This window comes from Plantibacter sp. lyk4-40-MEA-4, from assembly GCF_030209415.1.
Lineage (GTDB): Bacteria > Actinomycetota > Actinomycetes > Actinomycetales > Microbacteriaceae > Plantibacter > Plantibacter flavus_A.
The window spans coordinates 187354-204559 of sequence record NZ_JARVSA010000011.1; the positions used below are offsets into that span (position 1 = coordinate 187354).

19 protein-coding genes are annotated in these 17206 nt (G+C 65.3%); 12 read left to right on the forward strand and 7 right to left on the reverse strand.

Annotated features, from left to right (window positions below):
* Nucleotides 1–45: 45 nt before the first annotated feature.
* Entirely contained in the window at nt 46–987 is a 942-nt protein-coding gene (locus QRN44_RS17885; protein WP_285039892.1) for an SIR2 family protein, read from the reverse strand.
* A 328-nt stretch (nt 988–1315) separates the two neighbouring features.
* On the opposite strand from QRN44_RS17885, the gene QRN44_RS17890 reads away from it, so the two are divergent.
* The 3 genes from QRN44_RS17890 (at nt 1316) to QRN44_RS17900 (ending at nt 5346) form a co-directional block, all read left to right on the forward strand.
* On the forward strand, nt 1316–2593 hold the full coding sequence (locus tag QRN44_RS17890) for an AlbA family DNA-binding domain-containing protein (protein ID WP_285039894.1): 1278 nt from the start codon (nt 1316–1318) through the stop codon (nt 2591–2593).
* A gap of 224 nt (nt 2594–2817) precedes the next feature.
* A complete protein-coding gene (locus QRN44_RS17895; RefSeq protein ID WP_285039895.1) occupies nt 2818–4026 on the forward strand; it encodes a Fic family protein in 1209 nt (402 codons plus the stop codon).
* A gap of 48 nt (nt 4027–4074) precedes the next feature.
* Complete coding sequence (locus QRN44_RS17900) at nt 4075–5346, forward strand: AlbA family DNA-binding domain-containing protein (RefSeq protein WP_285039897.1); 1272 nt, start codon at nt 4075–4077, stop codon at nt 5344–5346.
* A 58-nt stretch (nt 5347–5404) separates the two neighbouring features.
* On the opposite strand, the gene QRN44_RS17905 is transcribed toward QRN44_RS17900, so the two are convergent.
* Complete coding sequence (locus QRN44_RS17905) at nt 5405–6286, reverse strand: hypothetical protein (RefSeq protein ID WP_285039900.1); 882 nt, start codon at nt 6284–6286, stop codon at nt 5405–5407.
* 315 nt (nt 6287–6601) lie between these two features.
* On the opposite strand from QRN44_RS17905, the gene QRN44_RS17910 reads away from it, so the two are divergent.
* The gene (locus tag QRN44_RS17910; RefSeq protein WP_285039901.1) at nt 6602–6778 is read left to right on the forward strand and encodes a hypothetical protein; all 177 of its coding nucleotides are present in this window, start codon (nt 6602–6604) and stop codon (nt 6776–6778) included.
* Nucleotides 6779–7321: 543 nt separating this feature from the next.
* On the opposite strand, the gene QRN44_RS17915 is transcribed toward QRN44_RS17910, so the two are convergent.
* Together QRN44_RS17915 and QRN44_RS17920 are read right to left on the reverse strand one after the other, a co-directional pair.
* Nucleotides 7322–7993: a CPBP family intramembrane glutamic endopeptidase gene (locus tag QRN44_RS17915; protein ID WP_285039902.1), complete on the reverse strand. Its 672-nt coding sequence runs from the start codon at nt 7991–7993 to the stop codon at nt 7322–7324.
* 254 nt (nt 7994–8247) lie between these two features.
* Nucleotides 8248–8985, reverse strand: coding sequence for a MerR family transcriptional regulator (locus QRN44_RS17920; RefSeq protein ID WP_285039904.1), 738 nt, complete (start codon nt 8983–8985; stop codon nt 8248–8250).
* Nucleotides 8986–9092: 107 nt separating this feature from the next.
* On the opposite strand from QRN44_RS17920, the gene QRN44_RS17925 reads away from it, so the two are divergent.
* Nucleotides 9093–9338, forward strand: coding sequence for a hypothetical protein (locus QRN44_RS17925; RefSeq protein ID WP_175116570.1), 246 nt, complete (start codon nt 9093–9095; stop codon nt 9336–9338).
* Nucleotides 9339–9389: 51 nt separating this feature from the next.
* Here the strand turns inward: QRN44_RS17925 and QRN44_RS17930 are convergent, their stop codons facing one another.
* Entirely contained in the window at nt 9390–9842 is a 453-nt protein-coding gene (locus QRN44_RS17930; RefSeq protein ID WP_175116569.1) for a hypothetical protein, read from the reverse strand.
* A gap of 89 nt (nt 9843–9931) precedes the next feature.
* On the opposite strand from QRN44_RS17930, the gene QRN44_RS17935 reads away from it, so the two are divergent.
* Complete coding sequence (locus QRN44_RS17935; protein ID WP_175116568.1) at nt 9932–10297, forward strand: bacteriocin immunity protein; 366 nt, start codon at nt 9932–9934, stop codon at nt 10295–10297.
* On the forward strand, nt 10260–10811 hold the full coding sequence (locus QRN44_RS17940; protein WP_285039907.1) for an RES family NAD+ phosphorylase: 552 nt from the start codon (nt 10260–10262) through the stop codon (nt 10809–10811). Before QRN44_RS17935 ends, QRN44_RS17940 begins: the two co-directional genes overlap by 38 nt.
* Before the next feature lie 46 nt (nt 10812–10857).
* Here the strand turns inward: QRN44_RS17940 and QRN44_RS17945 are convergent, their stop codons facing one another.
* The gene (locus tag QRN44_RS17945) at nt 10858–11355 is read right to left on the reverse strand and encodes a CGNR zinc finger domain-containing protein (RefSeq protein WP_175116567.1); all 498 of its coding nucleotides are present in this window, start codon (nt 11353–11355) and stop codon (nt 10858–10860) included.
* An 85-nt stretch (nt 11356–11440) separates the two neighbouring features.
* On the opposite strand from QRN44_RS17945, the gene QRN44_RS17950 reads away from it, so the two are divergent.
* Entirely contained in the window at nt 11441–12313 is an 873-nt protein-coding gene (locus QRN44_RS17950) for an alpha/beta fold hydrolase (RefSeq protein WP_285039910.1), read from the forward strand.
* Between the two features lie 279 nt (nt 12314–12592).
* Nucleotides 12593–13099, forward strand: a complete 507-nt coding sequence (locus tag QRN44_RS17955; protein ID WP_121289443.1) for a hypothetical protein — start codon at nt 12593–12595, stop codon at nt 13097–13099.
* Between the two features lie 337 nt (nt 13100–13436).
* Here QRN44_RS17955 and QRN44_RS17960 read toward each other — a convergent pair whose 3' ends face one another.
* Nucleotides 13437–14306, reverse strand: coding sequence for a hypothetical protein (locus QRN44_RS17960; protein ID WP_285039911.1), 870 nt, complete (start codon nt 14304–14306; stop codon nt 13437–13439).
* A gap of 319 nt (nt 14307–14625) precedes the next feature.
* On the opposite strand from QRN44_RS17960, the gene QRN44_RS17965 reads away from it, so the two are divergent.
* The 3 genes from QRN44_RS17965 (at nt 14626) to QRN44_RS17975 (ending at nt 17097) form a co-directional block, all read left to right on the forward strand.
* The gene (locus QRN44_RS17965) at nt 14626–15507 is read left to right on the forward strand and encodes a MerR family transcriptional regulator (protein WP_285039912.1); all 882 of its coding nucleotides are present in this window, start codon (nt 14626–14628) and stop codon (nt 15505–15507) included.
* A 198-nt stretch (nt 15508–15705) separates the two neighbouring features.
* Complete coding sequence (locus QRN44_RS17970) at nt 15706–16104, forward strand: hypothetical protein (protein WP_285039914.1); 399 nt, start codon at nt 15706–15708, stop codon at nt 16102–16104.
* Between the two features lie 279 nt (nt 16105–16383).
* A complete protein-coding gene (locus QRN44_RS17975; protein WP_285039916.1) occupies nt 16384–17097 on the forward strand; it encodes a hypothetical protein in 714 nt (237 codons plus the stop codon).
* Nucleotides 17098–17206: the final 109 nt, after the last annotated feature.

The window sequence follows — 17206 nt, forward strand, 5'->3', positions numbered from 1 at the left end:
GGTGAAACTACCTGTCATACGTTCGCGCGTGTTCAGGGCCTGTTGTTAGACCCACACCCAGAGATCGTCGTGCTGGTGGTCTCGATCGAGAAGGATGCCGGTAGCGAACAGCTCGATGAGTGTCTCAAACTGGGTGTGCACTTGAACGAGTTGGTCCAAGGCGTTGTCGTTGTTGGTGTTCTCTGGGGGGCTTTCTGGGCGTTGCTGAGACCACGTCTTGAGTGTGCGCAGCTCGGCCTCGAAGATTGATCGAACGTCGAGGTGGCGGACTGGGTCCGGCAATGCGCGGCGTAGCCGTGCGAGTTTCACAGCTCGCGAGGGCGGAGGCTCCAGGAGGCCCTGGACGGCCTTCACTCGATCTACCAGGTCGGGGAAGAAAACTTCCGCCGACGCGTCCTCGACGACGTACACCCCGGTGCGTGCGACTATTTCTGCCGCCGGCCCAGACGCCACGTGGCTTCGCGCGGTCCAATAGAGCGGATACCGTCTGTTAGCGGACGCTTTGACTGCCGAGACCAGGGCGGCATCCCAGTCGGCGGACCAACCAGAGACAACGAGGCCGTATTCGTCAAAAACGCGGCGAAGGAGAGCAGTTGTTTCGGGAAGGTAGCTATCGAGCTCTTCGACGGTGTTGCGCTGATCGAGGCTTGCATAGTCGCCGTTGACCTTGATGATCGTGGCCCTCGCGTGCTGAAGCGGCTCCATGCCTAGTACGTCCGAATTAGTACTGATGACCTGCGGCATCACACCTTCCGCAGCGAGAGCATGTTCAAGAAGCCGATCAAAGTTCGTGGTGACGATGACCCGGATGATCCCGTGAGCGACGAGGGTGGCGATAGCTTTGTGGGCGGCACTGGGAGACTTGCTGTTTGTCTCGAGATCTTCGCTTGTGGGCTCGAAAAAACCGGCAAGAAGCGCCCGTCGCGCTGCGGGCGTGGACGCGATGTCGGCCAGCAGCTGCGAGTAACCGAGCTCGCTTCCGCTCATTTGGGTTTGCCACCACGCTTCCCAGTCCTCGTCTGCCGCGAGCGGAGAGTCGCCGGCGGCAGCGATCCGACGGACCAGATTCTCGACGACTCCCCATCCGGTGGGGACTCCGGCGCTTGTGGATACTCCAGAGCCGAGTAACAGAGCGTAAACGCCTGGCTGAGATGCGAGAGCCGTAGCAAGAGAGAAGCGGGGATCTATGAGACGAGATGTCGTCAAAGGCGCGCCAGAGGTCATGAGACGACGGTAGCGTTCGGCGGGCGCGAGCTGGCACGAAAGGTTTGCATAGGCACCGCCACTTAGATGCTGTTGCTCATAGGATGGCGGCATGTTGCACACCCCCCTCCATCGTTTGCTTGGTGAGGCGCCAGGGCCCCTCAGTGACGCCATGATCGATACCGCGGTCGCACAGGGCATCCCTGAGTCACAGGAGCTGGACTGGAAAACCGAGCTGCCACCGCAGCGAGAGTTCAAGCAGTCAGACCATCTGAAAGACATCGCGGCCTTCGCGAACGCGACAGGCGGAATGCTTGTCTTCGGCGTCGACGAGGAAGAGAAGGCTGCCGTCCAGCGAGTGGATGCGGGCGAGTGCGACGAGAACTACGAGCGCACCATCCAGCAGGTCTGCATGACTGCCATTACCCCGCCCGTATTTGGTGTCCGCACCTACCAGGTGGGCAGCGGGCCGAACCGGGCGGTCGCTATCGTCGTGCCGCCTAGCGTTCTTGGCCCGCATCTCATTTACAAGGGCAATCTATTCGCTGCGCCACTGCGCACCGATGCGGACACACATTGGATGACCGAGCGCGACATTGAGGCTGCGTACCGGGCGCGATTCGACGCCGCACGCCGAGCTCGGGAGGAGCTAGATAGCGTCTACGAAGCGATGGCTCAGTCGTTCGATACCGGCCAGCACGCGATCTTCGTCGGTGCGGTTCGCCCTCGAGTCCCTCCGGTTCTTGTGGGACGGCGTGACATGGCGGACGCGGCGCTAATCCTTGAGAAAGCACGCAAATTGGCGACCTGGTGGCTGGCCGGAGGCTCGGAGGAGTACCACCCCCTGTCAGACGTGAGCCCGTACAGCAGCCGTGCCGGACTTCGCGGGTGGATCGCGCCGCCTGCCAACGCAGATGGGTGGAGGCCGGGCCGCGCGGCCGTCTTCGACGACGGCTCCGCGAGCCTCGCATGGCGCGCTGGAGGACACCGAAACGGACCAGTAGGGCACAACCTCGAACCGTGGCAGGTGCCGGTCAAAGCTTTGGAAGGGTTCGTCGCGGCCCTCCTCGCGCTCGCCTACACCGTCGCTGAAGATGCCCCGGCCGGCGACCTCGAAGTTCGAATCGGCGTCGAGTGGACGCCAGACAACTCCGAGAGACTCACCAAGCGGCTCACGTTCCATCAAGACAGCTTCACGTCATCTGAGAGGTCGACACCGCTAGCCGCACGGTTCCACCCCCTCACGATCACCGTTGATCCTTCCGTGTCGGCAAGAGAATTCATCAGCACAGTCGTGGACTACGCCACGGACTGCCTCAACCAGGTCGGCTTTCGGGGGCCGGAGACGCTGAGTACGATGCTTCCTCCGAGAGCCCATCAATACCTATAGCTCCAAGTGCCGTGGCGGCTCGTTTGATCGTCCGAGCGCCAACAGACAGATGCCGATGTAGGGCGCGGAACCATCTAGACTCGATCGCTCGCTCGAAGTCGGCTCTGCGAAGCGCGAAGCGCGAGGCCACGTCGCGGGGGGCGCAGACGCTGCATAGCTGTTCACTCTCGACCAGGTGCTGCTATGATGATAAATAATCATCATTGTCGTCGTCCGGAGAACCCGTGTATACCGCCCCCCCTCTGACCAGCGAAGAGCTGGAGGTTCGCGCTTCCATTCAGGAGCTCAGTGACGCGCTGAAGCATCAGGTGCGTCAGGGAAATCGCTGGACAGCGCCGCTCCGTCGGATGACGTTTGCCCGCAACGTGCAAGGCTCGAACAGCATTGAAGGTATCAATGCAAGCGTCGACGACGTGGCTGCGATTGCTCAGGGCGAGACGCCGGCCACCGTTGACGAGGATACTGAGCGAGCTCTCGCCGGCTACCAGCTGGCGATGACCTATGTGCTGCAATTAGCTCAAGATCCCGTCGTCGTGGACCCCACTCTCATCCGCAGCCTCCACTACATGGTGACGTCACATGACCTGACGAAGCGACCTGGGCGGTACCGTATCGGCCCGGTATTTGTACAGCAGGAATCTACCGGCGACATCGTCCACGAAGGCGCCGACGCGGGTGCGCTACCTGAGCTGATGGACGAGCTCGCGAACTCCGTAATGGGTAGCGGCGACCTGCTCATTGACGCAGCGATGGCGCATCTGAACTTCGTCCTCATTCATCCGTTCAAGGACGGAAACGGGCGCATGGCGCGAGTGTTGCAGTCCCTCGTGCTCGCCGGAGACGACGACATCTCGCCGGTCTTCCTCTCTACAGAGGAGTACCTCGGCCGCCACACTCAGGCCTACTATGACGTGCTGGCGGCGGTTGGCCAAGGCGAATGGGCTCCGGAGTCAGCAACACCAGAGCAGGTCCGTCCCTGGATTCGATTCGTTCTCACTGCCCACTTCAACCAGGCTATGGAGCGCGCTTCGCGCATTGTCGCGGCGGGGAAGGCGTCTACGGCGCTGAGCGACCTGCTCGAGGGTGCGGGGGTTGATGACCGAGCAATGGATGCGCTGTTCGACGCTCTGTTCGGAGCTACCGTCACTCGCGGTCGATACATGACCTCGCTCGCCGAATCGGGTACGGAGATTAGCCCCCAGACCGCTACACGTGACCTGACAACACTGGCGCAAGCCGGCCTGCTCACTGCGACCGGCGAGAAGCGCGGTCGCGCCTATACGGCGGCAGAACCTCTCCTCAATCTTCGACGGGAAGTCGGCCTCGGACGAGCGTGGAGGCACATCGATCCGTTCAGTACATCGCCCCAAGTCGGGCCCGGGAGCGTGCCACGAGCTCTGCCGCCTGAGGCCGTTGAACGCGAGCCCGCTTAATAAATAAGCCTGACTGGCTGCACGGTCCGCTCGCAGTACATTGGCCCTATGCTTTCAAACGACGAGCTGACCGCCCTCATCGAGTCAGGGTACGAGGCGCGAGCGGTTGAGTTCAAAGGACCCGGGTCCACATCTGACAGCGAGTTCCTCGCCAAGGTGAGTCGCGCAGCGATCGCGCTCGCCAATCAACGTGACGGCGGGCATGTGATCATCGGCTTCGACGAAATCGATCCTCAACGGTGCGGGTTGTCGGATGAGCGGCTCGCTGAGTGGCTCGACTACGACTCCGTTGTCGACAAGATTAATCGATATGCGGACCCACCGCTCCGAATCGAACGAGCGCTGCGGAAGCTGGCGGACGGTAAACCTGTCGTCGTGCTGGAGATCGCGGAGTTTGATGACATCCCGGTGCTGTGCGCACGGGACTACGGGAAGACCCTCGTCCGTGGGACGCTCTACACCCGCTCGATGAGGAAACCTGAAAGCACGAACACTCACACGCAGAATGAACTCCGGGGCGTTCTCGACCTGGCTACGCAGAAACAACTGACCCGGTTCCGCACGCTTGCGCGCGATTCCGGGTTCGAGCTTGAGCTCGGCCCGACGGATGAGAAACAGTACGAGAACGAGCTCGACGCTTTCATCAAGGACGTGAGTCTGGCTGACATCTTCGAGTCTGCGCACTTCCGCTACACGATCCGCCCGACGGAGTTCGTCTCTGAGCGGGTGGACTTCAACGCGCTGAGCGAGGGCGTTCATCGCTCAGTAGTCCGCGCCCGCGGCTGGCCCTACCCGTACGTATCGCGTCCCGCAGTAGGGCACCGGTGGGTTACCGAGGAGAACCTGTTCATGCACAGGGAGACCTGGGCTGCATTCGAAAGCGGCCAATTCGCCTCCTGGCATAAGGTTCCGGCATCAGAACCTGACTACCGGATAGCCAGCACTGACGACGACGAACACTACTTCGCCTTGTGGGCACCCATCACGCAATTCACCGAGGTGATCGCATTCGCGATCCGGTACCAGATGGGGGTGCTGGACGGTGTTCCAGTCACGGTCGACCTCCATTTGAATGGAGCACGGGGATGGAAGCTTGTTTCGGACAACCGGCGCCGGATGCTGCCTGGCGAGTACCAGCTTGGCTCGAACGAGTGGAGCCGCACCATCAATCTGCGCGCTACCGGAAGCGGGTCCTCGGATGCTCGAACCCTCGCGGTCGAGCCGAGCCTGCATCTGCTCCATCGATTTGGTTGGAGGGGAGCAAACAAACACATCGTCGAAGCTGTTCAAGAAGAAGCATTTGGCGGGGCGTCCCTGTGACGACCAAGCCCAACGAGGCTCACTTAGTACAAGTACGGGTATCGATCACCCGTTGACCTCAATTCCGCTTAGTCGGATCTGCAGCCCCGGACGATGCGTCATGGGCTATGTGGTCAGCGGCGATGTCGAACAGCTCGCTCGTGTACTCACGGGACGCCTTGATGAGCGCTCGAAGCCGATTGTCGAGTGGACCCCATGGGCGTTTGTCTTCCCCATGCGGTCCGACCGAGGTCTCGACGCTCGTGATTTCGACGGTGAACTGAAGGTCAAGGTCGAAGTTGGATGGTGACAACTCAATGCCGTGCATTGGCTGCACGCGAGCGACGACGTCCCCGTCATCGACGATTCCCTCACGGCGGAGGTAGAGAACGTCGACTTCAGCCGCTCTCACGCCGAGACGAGCCTCCGTGAGATAGATACCAAGTCCATGAAGCGAGCGATGGCGATCAACTCGAGCAAGCTCGTGCAGGATGCCCAGAGCGTTCCAACCGGGAGTTTCGGCTTGGTAGGGCTGAATTGCCTCGAGCGCTCGTGTGATCGAGCTGGGTAGGTCACGGTAACGAGATGACTGATTCTTCCAGTCAGCTGCATTCAGCCGGATGGGCCACTCAAGCCGGGCTGCGTTCGGCGGCGGGTTCTCACCAGAGACCAGCACAGCGACCGCGTAAAGGCAGTTATCTAGAGCTGCGCGAAGCTCGTACAGCAACTCGCCGAAGAGAATGGACAGCTCCATGGGGAGCCCAGAAGCGCGGCCGACCCGCACCGTCGCGGTGCCGGTATCGTCGACCTGCAGGTCCAGCCGATCATCCATTTGATCAAGGTGTTGAGCCCAGCGGCGCCCGAATGCCGCGTAGTGCTCCTCAGCTCGAGCAAGACGGGCCTGCACCATGCCCCACTCCTCAGCTATCGGTGCAAACACCGACGGCACGGAAGCATCCATGCGCACAGCCTACGCACGCTCAGCTCAGTGCACCTGAGCGATGAGGGGCCGGCGTTGCCGGCGCCGTGTTGACCCGTGCCGGGTCTGGGGTTTCCCCGAGACTCCGATCATGTGCTTCCACTACCCCGTGCCCAACGCGGCCGCAGTGCCGGCACATGCGCGCGGCAAACTTCTGAGCCACGGTCTCGAGCTCCCTCATTGCGGCCCAGAACTTCCCGACCAACAGGGGTGCCCGCTTATGGTCTCTCTTCCGCTTCACTATCTGCTCTCCGTATCGGGGAAACGCCCCGATGCGGAAAACAGAGAGGGGCAGCAATGCTCACAGAGATCAAGGTCGACACGGACGGCACCCTCGTCGTCGTGCACATCGAGGACGCCAACCACGTCACCGGCATCAACACAAGCGCTCGACCCGTCGGTACGATGTGGCGTCGATGCGTCCGGGAATGGAAGAGTTCGTCGACGACGAAGGACTGTACACTTCGAAGCTGAATCCGACGCTCACCGCCATGGCGCAAGCGTTTGAAACGCCGAAGCACTCTACGGCTCCGGCGTTTGTTTGGTGATTCTCGGCAAGGAGTCGCGAGGGTCGGTCCACGCCGCACAGATCTTTGCTGAGTTTCCGCGACGTAGAGCCCAGCATGGTCCTGGAGAGCGGTTGATTCGACGGCGTCTCAACATTCCGCGCTTAGACCCTGCCGCTGAACGCCACCAGATGACCCCATCACGCCCTCAGAACCGCGGAATCACGCGGGCATGTTCGGAGCGACACTTTGTGCTGGAAACGCCGGCGACACTTTACGTTGGAAACCCGCTGATTCAGCGGGGCTCCAGCGACACTTTACGTCCGCGTTCACATGTAGCCCTCTGGCTCACTCGGAGTGGGCAACCGGCTCTCTCTGCGCCTCCCAGGAAGCGGAAGGCGAGCGGGAGATGATGAGCCCGCGACCGATTCGGCGTGTATCGCCGGTCAGGACGCTCTGGTATTCCACGCCGGGGGAATCGCGCGATGGTGCCTTCCTATTCGTCTCGGCCCTACAGCCCGAGGCCCTTGGCGATGAGGGCGGCGGAGTTGTAGGTGATATGGACGATGACACTCGTCCAGATCGATCCGGTCCGCCAATAGAGGTAGGTGCTCACGACCGACATGAAGACGGCTGAGAAGAAGACGACGTTGATGCCGTGGGCGAGTGCGAACACCAGGGTCGATCCGATGATCATCACCCATGGCCCCCAACGCTTCAGAAGGCTCGCGAGGACACCGCGGAAGAGGAGCTCCTCGCCGAACGGTTCGATGACTCCGCCCATGGCGAGCGTTCCGAGGAAGAATGCGATGCCTGCGGTCGCGGCGGTGTCGTAGTCCGCTTGCGTGTTGTCGTCAGGGAAGAGCGGATCGAGGACGAAGATCGACAGCAGCGACGCGAGGCCCATCGCGACGAGGCCCAGCAATGCCGCGAGGAGCAACCACCTCGGGGCGACCCGGCGGAACCCGAATGCACTCAGCGGTCGCCGGCGGATGAGGACCGCGGCGACGAACGCGAGCACGGGGACGGCGGCAGAGAGTGCGAACTGCGCGACTCCCGATGCTGCGGCTGGGAGCTCGAGCAGATAGAGGCCAAGCCCGCCGCCGATGTACAGCACGACAGCGGTGATCGCCGCGACGGCGAGTTCGGGCCAGCCGACGCTGCGAGAACGATCTGTCGGCATGGTGTCGGTGTTCACTGAAAAGCCCTCCTGTCGGTGTCGCGCACTTCACGACACGGACAGTCGACAGCCTGCCCTTGGGGCCGAGTCAAGCCTCGCCGATTCGAATGATCACGTGCCCTCTCGGCGAATCGGGCGATCGCGTGAGCGCGGATACAGCCGTCAGGCCACCGAGAAGGTGTTGTTCTTCATGGGCGTCATCGGACACCGTGCCCCGACGACAGGGTCAACTCCGTGGCGCCCGTGACGCGGATCGATCACAGCGTTTCATCGTCCACTGGGTCAGCCTTGCGCACGATCTCGTTCGCGCGCGCGAGAGCGCGCAGCTGGCCGTGGTTGAAGGCATCGACGACCGCGGAGGAGAGTGCCTCCTGCGCGAGATTGCCCTTCGTCCGCTGAGCCGATCGCAGATCAGCAGCCCACGGGAACCGTTTCCGGTGGGCCGTCATCGACACCGCGAGGAGCTGTGCGACATCGTCGATGGCCCTGTCGTCCGACTCGTCGGTGAGGGATTCGAACGGTTCGCTCGCCTCATCCGGCTCGTTCAGGAGGTCGCTCGTGTCGTGGAGCGCCGTCTCGTTCAGGACGCGGGAGTACACGGTGAGCAGCCCGCGGTACTGCTCCGGGAGGCCGTCGGCGGAGTGCGCGAACGGTGTGGGCGTGTCGAGCGGCGCGCGGTATCGCAGGAGGAGGGCGAGTTCCGCGCGCACGCGCTGCAGCCGTTCGATGCTCGCCTCGAGTTCGGCATCGAGGACGGCGATGGACGCGTCCGTGTCGAGCGTGCTCGTGGCCAGCGCGCGGATCTGCGCGAGGGAGATGCCGAGATCGCTCATCCTCTTGACCTGCAGGAGCCGCACCAGGTGGGAGGTCTGATACTGCTTGTAACCGTTGCGCGCGCGCTCCGGCTCATCGAGGAGCCCGACCTGATGGTAGTGCCGGACCGTTTTCACCGTCGTGCCGGCCAGATCGGCCAGCTGCTGCGTGCTCCACGCCATACGGTTCTCCCCGTCTTCGATCTCAATACCAGCAGATGCCCCAGGGGCAGCGTCAAGCGAACGGAACGACTTGACTCGGCCCCAAGGGCACGGTGTCCTCTCGATCCATGAAGAAATTGAGTGCCGCCCTCGCCGTCCTCGCGGGTCTCGGAATCCTGATCGCCGTCTCCTTCACCCTGCACAACAGCAACCCGAACGTGCTGCGGTTCCTCCCCGACCCGATCACGAACTTCATGATGGACCACGGTTGGGTGTCCTGGATCGGGACCGCGGTAGGCGCGATCGCGATTCTGTCTCGGCTGTATGTCGAAGGTCGAGTCGAGAAGGAGCAATCGCGTCGTTCCGCTCAGTAGCGTGCTTGCCCCACTCCGGCCTCACTCGTCCCGGTGCGCGCGCCGCTGCGGTCAGCGGCGCGACGACCGTCGTGCGGTCGTCGACGTGGCATGACGGTCGGCTCGTCGCCTGCGGTCGGCGCGGATCGTGACCGCGGTCAGCAGAACTATGATCCCGAAGGCGCCGAACAGCCATCCGCCGACCGCTCCGGCGTCGAGTTGGCGATCGTCGTCAGCGCCCACGGCTCCGCGATAGAGGGCGACCGCGGTGACGATGACGAGCAGGGTGATCGAGAACGTCTCCGCGGTCGGAGCGAACGCCCGTCGAGTCGGCACGGGGAGCAGCGACACCGTGACGCCAGCCAGCAAGGCGACCACCGTGGCCGGCCCGGCGACCGCCACCGCCGTCATCGCGTCGAGGTACTGGTTCCGGCGGCCCGGGGGTCCCATCATCGCCGCCGAGACCAACGTCGAGGCGAGGAAGACTCCGAGCAGCGAACCCCACAATGCCGCATACGCCTTCATCCGTCGCCTCCCTCGAACGACCATAGCGGCCCTGCAGCCCCTTACCGAGAGCGTCCGTTCCGTTCCCTCATCGCCCTCGAAGCAGCAGAATGCGCACTCTCGACGACTGGCTCGTCGCACTGCGACGACGGGCCCGAGGAGCGTCTCCGTGGCTCAGCGCCTTCCAGCAAGTAGAACGCGCACTGCCGGCGGCCACCGACCCGTCGGCCACCGCCGATATGACCATGGTGGTCATGGCCGATCTCACTGGACCTAGACGGGCGGAGCTCGTCGACATCGTCCGCCGACTCCAGGCCGCGACGGGGACCGAGGATGAGCAGGACCAGCTCCTCGGGGTCCTTCGCGCGAACGTGCCTGATCCGCGCGTGTCCGACCTGATCTACTGGCCGCCGTCCGTGCTCTCGCCCGACGAGATCATTGTCCGCGCGCTCGCCTACCGGCCGTTTGCGCTCTGACACAGTGACCGACATCGGCCTGACCTTCGCGCCACCACTGAGGGGCACGTTCTACCGCGCGATCGACCCGAGCTTCCGCGAGTTCGCGATCGCCGGATCGCGCACCGCTGGGCGCTACTCGCGGGCGAACGAGCCGACGCTGTACCTGAGCTCGTCCGTCGACGGTGTCGAGGCCGCGATGATCGCCCACCAGGATGCTCGGGCGGGGGCGCGCGAGATCGTTGAGATCGACGTCGAGGCGCCCGGCATCGTCGACCTGCGCGACGCGCGGGCTCTGGAGTCGGCAGGCATCGACCTCGCTGACGCGACAGCCCCGTGGCAGGACATCGCCGCCGGCGGAGGCACGCCGACGTCGTGGAGCGTCCGCGACCGCCTCCTTGCCGGCGGCGCGAATGGATTGATCGATCCCTCGCGCAAGCGGCCGGGGCTCTGGCATCTGGTGCTCTTCCGCTGGAACGAGCCTGATGCGCCGAGCGTCAGCTTGAGAGGGACTCATGTCGCCGCCGCGAAGTGACGCCGCGACACGACGTTCGTCCTGATCCGAGCGTGTACCGGGCCGCTCAGCTCTGAGCGCGGCGCGCATGCGTGCGCGCCTTCATCCGGTTGCCGCAGACCGCCATCGAGCACCACTTCGCGGTGCCAGGGCGGCTGTGGTCGAGGAGGAACAGGTTGCATTCGTCGTTCGCACACGCACGGAGGCGACCAGGGAACTCCGTGATCACGCTCGACCACGCCAGGACGGCCCCCGCCACCAGGCGGTCGTCTTCCGGCATCTGCAGGTCCCAGATCACGCCGTCCCGGGTGACACGCGGGGTGCGCACGGCATCCCCGAGGATGCCCGCGAGGTCTCTGACCGCTCCTCCGTCATCTCCACGGATCATGGTCTGCAGCGCCTGCCTCGCACGTCGAAGGCGCGTCAACTCGTCCACGGATCCGGTGCCGCCCCAGCTGCGCGCCAGGTCTTGCCCGGCCACCCCCTCGAGCTGATCGGTCGGGGTGCCCTCGACGACCGGCGCACTGTTCAACAGGCCCAGCAGCAGCTCCTCGTCGCGAAGCATCGTTCTCCGTTCTGTCGCGCCGACCGGCGCCCTGGATCCATGCTACCGTCTGGCTAACCAGTAAAACAATCTTAAGGGGTTAGCAATGGTCACCGTCCACCACCGCACCGTCTCGATCGACGGGCTCGACGTCTTCTACCGTGAGGCCGGCCCTGCCGACGCTCCCGTGCTCCTGCTCCTTCACGGGTACCCGAGCAGCTCCCACATGTTCCGGCACCTCATCCCGGCGCTTGCCGGCCAGTACCGCGTCATCGCTCCAGACCACATCGGCTTCGGTCGCTCCTCCGCCCCCTCGGTCGACGAGTTCGACTACACCTTCGCGGCCCTCGCAGGGGTGACCAGCCGGTTCCTCTCGACCATCGGCGTGACGCAGTACACGATCTACGTCCAGGACTACGGCGCCCCGGTCGGCTGGCGACTGGCTCTCAACGACCCCGCTGCCGTCGTCGGGGTCATCTCCCAGAACGGCAACGCGTACGAAGAGGGCTTCGTACCGAGCTTCTGGGACCCGATCTGGGCCGACGCCGCCGAACGGACCACCGAGACGCGCGACGCGCTCCGTCCGGCCCTCGGGCGGGAGGCCGTCGAGTGGCAGTACACCCACGGCGTGCCGGACCCGACGACCGTCGACCCCGACGCCTGGGAGCACGACCTCGCGCTCCTCGCCCGACCGGGTCAGGACGACGTGCAGCTGGCGCTCTTCCTCGACTACGCCACCAACCGGGACCTCTACCCCGCGGTGCACGAATGGCTCCGCACCTCACAGGTACCGGTGCTCGCGATCTGGGGGCGTCACGACGAGATCTTGGCAGCCGCCGGCGCCACGGCGTTCACCCGCGACGCCCCCGATGCTCGCGTCGAACTCGTCGACGGCGGACACTTCCTCCTCGAATCCGACCTCGACCACGTCGCTACCACCATCACGGACTGGCTCCGGACGACCGAGCGAAGCGCCTAGCTCGGCAGGTCGGTCCCTCCACCCTGACTGCGCTCAGCGGCGGCGCGTTCCGGGCCGGCCAGCTCGGAAACCTCCCCGCCGACGACTGGCCCGTGCGCCGAACTCGTCCAGCGCCTGCAGGACCTCGCCGGCCTGCCAGTAGCGGTTCCGTCCGCCTGCGCAGGACTGGACGAGGATCCCGGCGTCGACGAGCTTCTGCACCGAGGTGTCCGCCGTCGAGAAGTGCAGCCCCGGGATCGATGCTGCGCGATTGTCACCGTCGCGGGTAGGTTCGGTTGCATGGCTCAGACGCTGAACGTCCACGGTTTCAGGAAGCTGGTCGATGAGCCGCTCGCCACCTGGCCGGGTGCGTTGGTCGTCCTCCTGTCGGTACTGGGCGTCGGCTTTATAGCGTCGGCAGCGTTCATCGGCCCGCTGGACGACTACTCGGAGAAGGAGCTGGCGCAGGTACTGCCGATCTTCACGACCTCCATAGGGGCGTTCGTCCTGTCTGCCGGGGTCATCGTCCAGCAGTACACGGGAGCCGTGCAGCTGCGGATCGACTCGGTCTCCCGCGCGGTGGAACGTCTGTCCGAGCCGACGACTCCTGCGCCGGCCACACCTGCAGACGAGGTGTTGCTTCGGCGCTTCACGGCAGAGATGGCGGGACACGTCGAGACCGTCACGCGGCTGCGGAAACGCCTCGGGCTGACCAGGAGAATCAGCGCGGGCCTCGTCTGGGGCGCCGCCGTGATACTCGGTACCGGCGCAGCCCTGAGCTGTTGGGCCCTCCCGGCTCTCAGCTGAGGTCGGATCTCGAAGTCATGCTCCTCGCCCCCCGGACCTGGGCGAGCGTGGCTTCAGCGGTCGTGTTCGCGATGTCGCTGCCGTGCCGGAGCGTCGAAGACACCCGGTACCGACCGAGCTGTACCCCGCGATCGTGCAGAGCCTCCTCCTGCTCGCAACGGCTATCGGCATCATCAGTGTCATTCGCGAGGACCGGCGGAACGCGCGGGTGAAAGCTGCATGAACGGCGACGAGGCATCCGTGCATCGGCGAACGGAGCGCTGCTGACCGGATGAGAGGATCCTCGCCCGGAGCGCTGTCGTGCGTCGCTGTCGGTCGGCGGTGCTCACGCTTCATCTCAGCCTGCGTCGCCCCGCCAGACAGCGGCAGGATTCTTGCGTCGGAGGCGCCGTGTGTCGCGAGCCCGGAGGATCCTCTCCCCCTCCAAGACCTCGAGCGTCACACCGTAGGCGCGATCCGCTGCACGCCGCTCGGCTGGCGTGAGCGTGCTGGGGAGCGCAGCCCACCACTGCCGAAGTGGATCGACGTCTCCCGGGCTCCTGCCCCACTCGTCCTTCGCCGCCGTGATCGGATCAGCGAGCGCGACGCGGTCCCGGCGGCGAGCGACCACCGCCAGCGCAGCGATCCCGGCCACAGCTGTGCCGAGGAGCACGAGGCCCGTCATGGCTCGGGCGGGCTCGTACCGATCGACCTCATCCCAGCTGACCACCACGTAAGCGAAGACCACTGTCCACACGACGCCGACCACCACGTACAGCCGCGCCGCGCCGCGCGTGTGTGCGCCGAGCAGGAACGACGTGAGTCTTCCCCGTTCGAGGAGGCCGAAGATCACCGCTGAGACGATCGCGCACAGCCCCACCCACATCGCGGCTTCGTCGACACCGAGAGCCGGCCGGCCGTTGCGGGGAGACGGCAGGACAAGGCCCGCCGCGAGGAGCCCGAGCAGGAGCGCGACCACCGTCGCCGTGTCGCGAGCGCCCCAGCGGGTGCGGGACGCTCTTCGTCCGTCGCCACCGCTGTCCCGAGCAAGACGCGCCTGTGCGCTGCGCAGCCTCGGCACTGCCGCCAGTACCGCCGCGCGGGAGGCCTCGACCACGGCATCGAGGCGCGGCTGACCTCGCAGTTCGGAGAGACGGGTCGTCAGCTCGGCACGCACGTCGGCGTCAGGGTCAACCGGGTCACTGTTCCGCAGGACGCGATCGGTCATATCGCCAGCGTAACCATGGCGCCCCAGGGTGCTGCCCTGTGCCGAGCGTGCGCCTTCGGTTCGTTCGTCACGCCTTGGCGAGCGGAATGCGCGCTCTCGACGGACCTTCGACGCGAGTGGCGGGCGATGTGGTCCTGGTAGAGGTTCAGGCTCGTTGCTCTGGTCATGGTCGGCTTCATCCTGTTCGTGCACTCGAACGTAGGAGAACCACAACTGAGGCACATCCGTCTCCCGGGGGACGGCCGTGGGTCGACTTGCACCTGCCGTAGCGTCATGTGGTGCAGTGGACGTATTCCGCCCACCGAGGAAGGCCCCCCACATGTTCTCGACTTTCACCCCGCCGCGCCAGGTCACCATCGGAGGCGCCGCCGCGTTCGTCGGCATCACCCCACGGGCGATCCGTCACTACCACCAGATCGGTCTGCTCCCTGAGCCCGAGCGGGGGAGCGACGGTCGCCGCCGCTACGGCTACGACGAGATGATCCGCCTGCTCTGGATCCGTCGGATGGCGGACGCCGGCATCGCCCTCGACGACATCCGCGACGCCTTTGCGGAAGGCATCACCGATACCGACGATGATGTCGCGCGGATCCTGGACCGCCTGGAGGGCTCCCTCGTCGCTCGGCAGGCGGAACTCGAGCAGCAGCGGACCGCCGTGCAGCGCATGCGTGCGCAGGGCAGCAGGTTGGGGCTGCTCTCCGACGTCGTGAGCGACCGCCTCACAGACCTGCCCGTGGGCGCCCTGCGGCAGGACGACCTGGACACCCTGCTCGTGACCGAGCGGATCTTCGGTGGGCTCGGCGCCTCCGTCCAGGCCTCGCGGTTCATCGCCTTGGCCACCCACCCGGAGCTGCGGGAGGAGTCCGACCGGGTCGACGCCGCCGAGGAAGCACTCGACGACACGGTCGCGGTCGACGACCCCCGCGTCGCTGAGGTCGCTGCCGAACGGCATGCCTTCGAGGCGGCCCTCCGCACGGTCATCGAGGACTCCGGCCTGGCGCAGGCCGACGACGACCGCTTCGACGCGTGGGACGAGTCGCACCCCCTTCCCGACGACGAGGACGGCGCAGGCCCGACGTGCGGCTCGACGAGCCTCATCGAGGCCGTCCGGATGATGCCCTACGACTTCTCCCGCGCACGCCTGCGGTGCATGGAACTCGTCCTCGAACTCGATGCGCTCGACCTCACGCCACCGGCCTAGAGGTTCTTCATGTGGGTGTCGATCGTGCGGCCTCCGATCCAGCGATCGGTCCTGTGGCCACAATCGGCCGGGCTGGCGCGCGGATCGTCGGAGTGGCACGCGCGCCCGCGAGTAACACGCCTTCGTCCTTGACTTCAAGCGACGACGGGTGGGTACGGTGTCGGCTTCGGAAACAAACGAGACAAAGGAGTATCTCTGATGCGTACGAAGTTCTCTCGGATCCTGATCACCGCGGTCGCAGCGATGGGGCTGACCGTCGGCGCGGCGGGCGCCGCGAACGCCGAACCCGCTGGGCAGTACGAATACGTCTGCGTCGGCACCGACGGCTCGTCCTACAGCATGAGCAAGGGCGCGGCGCTGAGCACCTGCAAGGGCTCGTACCTGCAGAAGTACATCAACGGCAAGCAGATCGAAACCATCGCGCTGACCGGACACGGGACCATCGCCGATCCGAACGCCATCAACATGGATTGCCTGGTCGCCGTCGTCGGCACCGGCGCGTCGGCGTACGGCATCGTCCAGACGGCCGGTACCGGCGTCGTCGCCTACGTGGGCCTGGCTGCTTCCGTCTACGGACTGAAGTCCTGCGTCGCGTAAGCGCACACGGTGCGATGACGGGCCCCGGGAGACCTCTCGGGGCCCGTCCGCGGTCAGACCCGGATCGCTTCCCAATCCGGGCCGAGCCAGCCGCGCACCGGCCCACTGTCGTTCCGAGGAATGCTCACAGCACCCAGGATTGAGGCACCGCTGCACTGCTCGACGAGTGGCCGGGAGACGTGTTCCGGCTCAGGGACCGGTTGCGAGATCCGTTTGGGGAAGCTATCTTCCTATAAACACGTTCCACGAACATTGGGGGAGACGATGATTCGCAAGAAGATGCTGGTATTGCTCACGTCCGGACTGGTGGTCGCCGGCGGACTCGGCGGTGTGGCAGCGCAGGCCGTGGCGAGCTCCGCGGAGGCGCCGGCGGAGGCGCCCGCGACGCCGACCGAGAGTGCGTCTCCGGCCGCGACGCCGGCCGCGACCACGCTGCCGACCGAGTCCACGTACATCAACGAGTTCTACCTGCAGGGTCTGTGGCAGCGATTCTTCGAGGTTGGTAAAGCCGCGATGGCGTCCTGCATGACCGAAGCGGGGTTCGGGTTCGACGACACCAGCTTCGACGGGATGCCGCCAGGCCTGAGCGAGGCCGACCAGGACGCCTGGCAGACGGCTGCGGTCCCTTGCCGGGAGGAGCGTGACGCGGCGACCACTGCCGCCGAGGCGGCCTACGTGCCGACCGAGGAGGAGCGTGCCACGGCACTGGCGTTCGCGACGCAGTACCAGGGCTGGATCGATGCGATGCGCTCGTGCATGGCCGATCGCGGCCACGAGTTCGTGGGCGCCGTCGACATGACGCTCCAGGCCTACCCGTATCCCGAAGGTCAACAGGCGACCGGGATGCCCGACGGCCTGTCGCCTGAGCAGAGCCACCAGTGGAAGTTGGATGCGACCGGCTACGACTCCAGCTACCCCGAGTCGGAGCAGAGCACCTGGGAGGCGTCCTGCGGATTCGTCGCCGACGCCGCCTACGGTGGGCCCGGTCACTGATCGGTTCCGCATGCCCCGCGCCCTGGTTCCGCTTCTCCGGAACCAGGGCGCGGGGCATGCTCACGAGCCCGGGCGACGGGGAGTGCGTCGAGGACGAGGCCTCTCAGGT